This window comes from Streptomyces sp. MnatMP-M17, from assembly GCF_900091995.1.
Lineage (GTDB): Bacteria > Actinomycetota > Actinomycetes > Streptomycetales > Streptomycetaceae > Streptomyces.
Genome location: NZ_FMDK01000842.1, coordinates 1 through 6,943, shown reverse-complemented (window position 1 = coordinate 6,943; position 6,943 = coordinate 1). Strand labels below are relative to the sequence as shown.

General features: G+C 71.7%; 6 protein-coding genes and 1 pseudogene. 5 read left to right on the top strand and 2 right to left on the bottom strand.

Annotated elements, in window-relative coordinates; genetic code table 11:
• Window positions 1–387, bottom strand: a pseudogene (locus GA0115259_RS31715) (ATP-binding protein); the annotation flags it as partial.
• 491 nt (window positions 388–878) lie between these two features.
• Between GA0115259_RS31715 and GA0115259_RS31710 the strand changes: the two are divergent.
• Complete coding sequence (locus tag GA0115259_RS31710) at window positions 879–1,628, top strand: acyltransferase (protein WP_093603366.1); 750 nt, start codon at window positions 879–881, stop codon at window positions 1,626–1,628.
• A gap of 204 nt (window positions 1,629–1,832) precedes the next feature.
• Entirely contained in the window at window positions 1,833–2,405 is a 573-nt protein-coding gene (locus GA0115259_RS31705) for a helix-turn-helix domain-containing protein (protein ID WP_093603364.1), read from the top strand.
• A 28-nt stretch (window positions 2,406–2,433) separates the two neighbouring features.
• On the opposite strand, the gene GA0115259_RS31700 is transcribed toward GA0115259_RS31705, so the two are convergent.
• Complete coding sequence (locus tag GA0115259_RS31700; protein WP_202450524.1) at window positions 2,434–2,856, bottom strand: CoA-binding protein; 423 nt, start codon at window positions 2,854–2,856, stop codon at window positions 2,434–2,436.
• Window positions 2,857–2,919: 63 nt separating this feature from the next.
• Between GA0115259_RS31700 and GA0115259_RS31695 the strand changes: the two genes are divergently transcribed.
• The 3 genes from GA0115259_RS31695 to GA0115259_RS31685 all read left to right on the top strand — a co-directional run.
• On the top strand, window positions 2,920–3,540 hold the full coding sequence (locus tag GA0115259_RS31695; RefSeq protein ID WP_093603362.1) for a YigZ family protein: 621 nt from the start codon (window positions 2,920–2,922) through the stop codon (window positions 3,538–3,540).
• A gap of 13 nt (window positions 3,541–3,553) precedes the next feature.
• On the top strand, window positions 3,554–4,720 hold the full coding sequence (locus GA0115259_RS31690) for an exonuclease SbcCD subunit D (protein ID WP_093603360.1): 1,167 nt from the start codon (window positions 3,554–3,556) through the stop codon (window positions 4,718–4,720).
• The coding region (locus tag GA0115259_RS31685) for an AAA family ATPase (protein WP_093603358.1) at window positions 4,717–6,943 on the top strand (2,227 nt) is incomplete at its 3' end. The genes GA0115259_RS31690 and GA0115259_RS31685, both read left to right, overlap by 4 nt.

Below are 6,943 nucleotides of genomic sequence, written 5' to 3'. Positions count from 1 at the left end.
CGGCGCCGGTGTGGCGGCGAGCGTCTCCTCGGCGCTCGCGCCGTCCCGGAGTCTCTTGACCACGGCGGGCAGCGTGACGTTCAGGAGATGCGCGGTCTCCGCGCCGGACTGGGCCAGCCGCGTCTGCGCCGTCCTGATCTCGCTCTCCGCCGTGGCCGTACCGCGTCGTACGCGGCGGACCAGCAGCGCGGCCATGACGACGGCGACCGCCACACACGCCCAGGCGACCGCGACGGTGGCGGCCACCCAGGCACGGGCGGCGGCGGGAGCCGACGCGGCCACCGCGCCCGCGACCGCGCCGGTCACCACCACCAGCGTCAGGGGCACGGCGAGCGACGACCGTTTCGTGCGTATGCGGCGCGGGCTGGGGGCGACAGGCACTGACATTCCGCGGTCCCTCGGTACTTGAGTGCGGGGGGAAACAGACCGGCCGACCAGCGCGGTTCGGCCGCACGGGCGGGATCGGACACCGATGGGGACGGCGATCTTCCGCACCACATGTGGCGCTCATGCTAACCACGCGGAATGGCACGGGAGGCCGTGGAGAGCCCGGAGCCCACACAACGGGGGAGTTCGTCCCGAAGTCACCCACCGGCCAGCGGCGGCATGGTAAATGGGGATGTCCGTTATGAGGTCTGTCGTACGGGCCTGGCCTGCCCGATCAGTGGCCCGTACCCCCCGTTCCGCCGCCGGGAGGCCGTCCTCGGAGGCATTGCGGGGACTCAACACACCTCGTGGTCAACTGATTTCAGCCAACCAAGGGTGCCGGGCGGGTGCTGCGAGGCCGTGCATGGCGGGTGTGGTGGCCGGCGTCGTGGGGTGAACGTCACAGCGAGTGGGCCCGGTCCGGCCGGTCGCCGCCGACTACGGTGAGGCGGGTGCCGAAGAACAGAAACACGTTCTCATCACTCTCAGCACTGGCCTCCTGGCGGCGCCGTCTTCTCTCCCGGGCCGTCCACGAGGGCTGGCGCTGGATCCAGGAGACCGGCGCGGTGAGCGCCGAGTGTCCGGGACGGCTGCGCTTCCGCCGGATCGGCACCGGCACCCGGCTCGCCTTTCCGCAGGGCACGGTCTTCGGCGAGCCATGGATCGAGCTGGGCGAGCACTGCGTCATAGGCGAACACGTCACTCTGACCGCCGGGATGATGCCCGGACTCGACCTCGGCCCCGAGACGGTGCTGACGCTCGGCAACGGAGTGGTGCTCGGCCGGGGCAGCCATGTGATCGCCGACACCACGGTGACCATCGGCGCGGACACCTACTGCGGGCCGTATGTCTACATCACGTCGACCAACCACAGTTACGACGATCCGAAGGTGCCGGTCGGCAAGCAGTGGCCGCGGATGGAACCGGTGGAGATAGGGCCCGGCTGCTGGCTCGGTACGGGCGCGGTGATCCTGCCCGGCGCGCGGCTCGGCCGGAATGTGGTCGTCGCGGCGGGCGCCGTCGTACGAGGAGAGGTGGCCGACCACGCGGTGGTGGCCGGTGCGCCCGCGCGGGTCGTACGGAGCTGGGACGGCGAACGCGGCTGGCAGCCGCCGCTGCGCACGCCCGCGCCGGTGCCGATCCCGGAAGGCATCACGCCGGAACAGCTGCTGGCGCTGGGGGAGTTGGAACGGCCGTCCTGACGCGCGCTGTCGGACGGGTGCGGGGAGTGTGCGGCGGCCCGTGGTCAGCCCGCCGCCGAAGTCGGCGAGTCCCCACAGCACGCTGGTGGCCAGGGCGAACGGTGCGGTCATGAAGGGCCTCGCAGTACAGTGCGATGGACGATTCGGTGCAGCCCACCATAGTGCAGTCTGTTGAACTGTCTCATTGAATATATTGGACGGAATGTGTCTGACCTCGATCAGCTCACGCAGTCGTTGGCGCGCAATCTCAAACGCTGGCGAGGTGAACGGGGCTTTACGCTCGACGCCCTGGCCGCCCGCGCGGGAGTCAGCCGCGGAATGATCATCCAGATCGAGCAGGCACGGACGAACCCGAGCGTCGGCACCACCGTCAAGCTCGCCGACGCGCTCGGCGTCTCCATCACCACGCTTCTCGACTACGAGCAGGGCTCGCAGGTCAGAGTCGTACCGGAGAGCCAGGCCGTACGGATGTGGTCCACGCCGGCGGGCAGCCGCACCACGCTGCTGGTGGGCGCCGAGGCGCGCGGGCCGCTCGAAATGTGGTCCTGGGTCCTGATGCCCGGTGACGCCAGCTCCTCCGATCCGCATCCGCCGGGCACCACCGAACTGCTCCATGTGACCGCGGGCGAGCTGACCTTGGTCGTGGACGGCGAACCGCACTCCGTACCGGCCGGCGCGTCCGCGACCTTCGAGGCGAACGTCCCGCACACCTACCGCAACGACGGCCCGGACACCTGCGAACTGGTCATGGCCGTCTCCATCCCGCCCGCGCGCTGAGGCACGCGCTGTCCGACCGGAGCCCGGGTCAGGGGAGCTTGGGGATCTCGATGGCCGGGCAGCGGTCCATGACCATGGACAGGCCCGCCGCGCGGGTGCGGGCGTACGCCGCCTCGTCGATCACGCCGAGCTGGAACCAGACCGCCTTCGCGCCGATCGTCACCGCCTCGTCCGCGACCGCGCCCGCCAGGTCGCTGTTGACGAAGACGTCCACGACATCGACCGGGAAAGGGATGTCGGCCAGCGAGGCATAGCCCGGTTCGCCGTGGACCGTCTCGGCCTTCGGGTGCACCGGGACGATGCTCTTGCCGAAGCGCTGAAGCGTGGCCGCGACTCCGTAGGCCGCCCGCGAAGGATTGTTCGACAGGCCCACCACGGCCCAGGTGTCACCGGTCGAGGTGAGGATCTTACGGATCGTCTCTGCGTCTGCGTATATGCCATCTGCGTACATGCCAGGAGAACGGACCGTACGCCCCGGCCATTCCCGTCGGACACCGCCGCATAGGGTGGAGAGATGCAGGAGCAGTACCGGACCGTCGCCCGCGCGGGCACGCACGAGACCGAGATCAACCGGTCGCGCTTTCTCTGCGCGCTCGCGCCCGCCGCGACCGAACGGGAGGCACAGGAGTTCGTCACACGCGTCCGCAAGGAGCATCCGACGGCCACCCACAACTGCTACGCGTATGTGATCGGCGCCGACGCCTCCGTACAGAAGGCGAGCGACGACGGAGAGCCCGGCGGGACGGCCGGTGCGCCGATGCTCCAGATGCTGATGCGGCGCGAGGTGCGCTACACCGCGGCGGTCGTCACCCGCTACTACGGCGGCGTCAAACTCGGCGCGGGCGGGCTCATCCGGGCGTACGGCGGAGTGGTCGGCGAAACTCTCGATGCCCTGGGCACGGTGACACGGCAGCGCTTCCGGCTCGCCACCGTCACCGTCGACCACCAGCGCGCGGGCAGGCTGGAGAACGATCTGCGCGCCACGGGCCGTACGGTGCGCGAGGTGCGCTACGGCGAGACGGTCACCATCGGCATCGGCCTGCCGGACGCGGATCTGGCGTCCTTCCGTGCCTGGCTCGCCGACACCACGGCCGGAACGGCCGTACTGGAACTGGGCGGCGAGGCCTTCATTTGAGGATTTCGCATACATGAGGATTCTGCACACTTCCGACTGGCATCTCGGCCGGTCGTTCCACCGCGTGAGCCTGCTCGACGCCCAGGCCGCCTTCCTCGACCATCTCGTCGCGACGGTCCGGGAGCGCGCGGTGGACGTGGTCCTGGTCGCGGGCGACGTCTATGACCGGGCGGTACCGCCGCTCGCCGCCGTGGAGCTCTTCGACCGCGCGCTGCACCGCCTCGCCAAGGCCGGTGTACCGACCGTCATGATCTCCGGCAACCACGACTCGGCGCGCCGACTCGGCGTCGGCGCCGGGCTGATGGAGCACGCCGGGATCCATCTGCGGACCGATCCGGCCGGCTGCGGCATTCCCGTGATCCTCTCCGACACCCATGGCGAGGTGGCGTTCTACGGACTGCCGTATCTCGAACCGGCCCTGGTGCGCGACGAGTTCAAGGCGGCGAAGCCCGCACATGAGGCGGTGCTCGGCGCCGCGATGGAGCGCGTACGGGCCGACCTCGCGGGCCGCGCACCCGGCACCCGCTGCGTCGTCCTCGCGCACGCCTTCGTCGTGGGCGGCGCGCCCAGCGACAGCGAGCGCGACATCACCGTCGGCGGAGTGGCCTCCGTACCCGTAGGGATCTTCGACGGCGTGGACTATGCCGCGCTCGGCCATCTCCACGGCTGCCAGATCCTCACCGAGCGTGTCCGCTACGCGGGTTCACCGCTCGCGTACTCCTTCTCCGAGACCGGCCACCGCAAGACCATGTGGCTGGTGGAGCTGGGACCGGACGGCGAGATCGGCGCCGAGCGCGTCGACTGCCCGGTGCCGCGCGCGCTGGCCAGGATCCGCGGCCCGCTCGACACGCTGCTCGACGATCCCGGGCTTGCCCGTCATGAGGACTCCTGGGTCGAGGCGACCTTGACCGATCCGGTCCGCCCGGCCGAGCCCATGGCCCGGCTCACCGGGCGTTTCCCGTACACGCTCAGCCTCGTCTTCGCTCCCGAGCGCGCGGACGACGATCCGCTCGCCTCCTACGCCCAGCGGCTCGCGGGCCGTACCGACCAGCAGATCGCGGAGGACTTCGTGGCGCATGTACGGGGCGGAGCCGGGCCCGACGAACACGAACGCGCCGTGCTGCGCGACGCGTTGGACGAGATACGGGCCGACGGCGCGGCGCGCGAGGTGAGCCGGTGAGACTGCACCGGCTGACGATCACCGCCTTTGGCCCTTTCGCCACCACCCAGACCGTCGACTTCGACGCGCTCTCCACCGCCGGGCTCTTTCTGCTGCACGGCCCGACCGGCGCGGGCAAGACCTCCGTACTCGACGCGGTCTGCTACGCGCTCTACGGAGCCGTGCCCGGAGCCCGGCAGAGTCCCGGCGCTCCGCTGCGCAGCGACCACGCGTCCGCCGGGACCGCGACCGAGGTGGCGCTCGAACTGACCGTGGGCGGAAGGCGGTTCGAGATCACCCGGCGGCCCGCGCAGCAGCGTCCGAAGAAACGCGCCAAGGCCAAGGGCTTCACCACGGAGAAGGCTCAGAGCCTGCTGCGGGAGTACGACGCCGAGCGCGCCGAATGGCGGGCGCTGAGCCGCTCCCACCAGGAGATCGGCGAGGAGATCGGCCAGCTCCTCGGGATGAGCCGTGAGCAGTTCTGCCAGGTGGTGCTGTTGCCTCAGGGCGACTTCGCCCGCTTTCTGCGCGCCGACGCCGAGGCGCGCGGCAAGCTTCTCGGCACGCTCTTCGACACACGCCGGTTCGCCGCGGTCGAGGAACGGCTCGCCGAGCTGCGCCGCGCCGCGGAACACCGGGTACGCACGGGTGATGACCGGCTGCTCGGTGTCGCACAGCGCATCGCCCAGGCCGCGGACGGCAGTTCGGCTCCCTCGCCGCCCGAGCGCCGGCCGGGCGACGCAGGGCTCGCCCAGGCTGTACTGGAGTGGGCGGCGGTCGCCCGCTCCACCGCCCAGGAGCGGGCCGACATCGCGGAGTCGGCGCTCACCGCGGCCGAGAGCCGACGGGCGGATGCCCGGCGTGAGCTGGACGCCGTACTCGAACTGGCCCGGCTGCAACGGCGGTTCGCCGACACGCGACTGCGCGCCGAGGCGCTCGAAGCCCGCCGCGCCGAGCGCGACCGAGGCCAGGCGCTGCTGGAGCGGGCCCACAAGGCCGAGTTGGTGGCCCCGGCGCTCGCCCTGCGCGAGGAGGCCGAGGAGGCGCATCGGGAGGCGTGTGACGAGTACGACCGCAAGCGGGCGCTGCTGCCGGCCGATCTCGCGGAGGCGGGCGCCGAGCAACTGGCCTCGCTGGAACGGGCCATGAGACAGGAACTCGGCGCTCTCGACGCGGCCCGGCGCGCGGAGCTGCGCAGCACGGAGATCACCGAGGAACGGGCGGAACTGGACCGGCAGGCGCGTGCCGACGAGGAGATCCTCCAGGACGCGGCGGGCTGGCTGGCGGGCTGGGAGTCCGAACGCCGGGCGCTACGGGACCGTATCGAGGCCGCCCAGGAGGCGGCGACACGCGCCGAACAGCTCGCCGGACAGCTCGAACCGGCCCGGCAGCGGCTCGAAGCCGCCGTCCGGCGCGACAGCCTGGAAGCGGCGGCCGACGACGCCGAGCGGCGGCTGCGTCAAGCCAGGGAACATGCCAACACCGCGCATGAGAGCTGGCTCGAACTGCGGGAGCGGCGGCTGCGGGGCATGGCGGCCGAGCTGTCGGCCCGGCTCGTCGACGGCGAACCGTGCGCGGTCTGTGGCTCCGCCGCCCATCCCGAGCCCGCGCGCGCCGCCGATGGACAGGTCGAACCGGCCGCCGAAGAAGCCGCGTTGACGGTGTATCAGCGGGCGGCGAGGGCCCGTGACACGGCCGAGCGCGAGCATGTCGCGCTCGTGGAGCGGTACGCGGCGGCCCGCGAGGCGGCCGGTGGCGCGGGCGCGGGTGTGGGTTCCGGGTCCGGAGTCGCCGAACTCACTTCATTCACAAGGGAGTTGGAGCGGGAGTACACCGAGGTGCATCGGCTCGCGGCCGGTACGCACGCGGCGCGTGAGGCCCTCGACCGTGCCGAGCGTGAGCACGAGAAGCGGCTCGCCGCACGACAGCAGGCCGAACGCCGCGTCGCTGCCCGTACCTCACGACGTGAAGCCCTCGACCGCGAACAGGGCGGGCTGCGTGCCGAGTTGAGCCGCGCCCGAGGAGACGCCGAGTCCGTCGCGGAGCGCGCGGGACAGCTTGAGCGCCGGGCCCATTGGCTGGCCGAGGCCGCCGAGGCCGTACGCGCGGTCGACACCACGGCGCTACAGCTGAAGGAGGCCCACGGCAGGCTCGCGAGCGCCGCCTTCCGGGCCGGTTTCGACACTCCGCAGGCCGCGGCTGCCGCCCTGCTCACCGATAGGGACCGGCGCGAACTCCAGCACC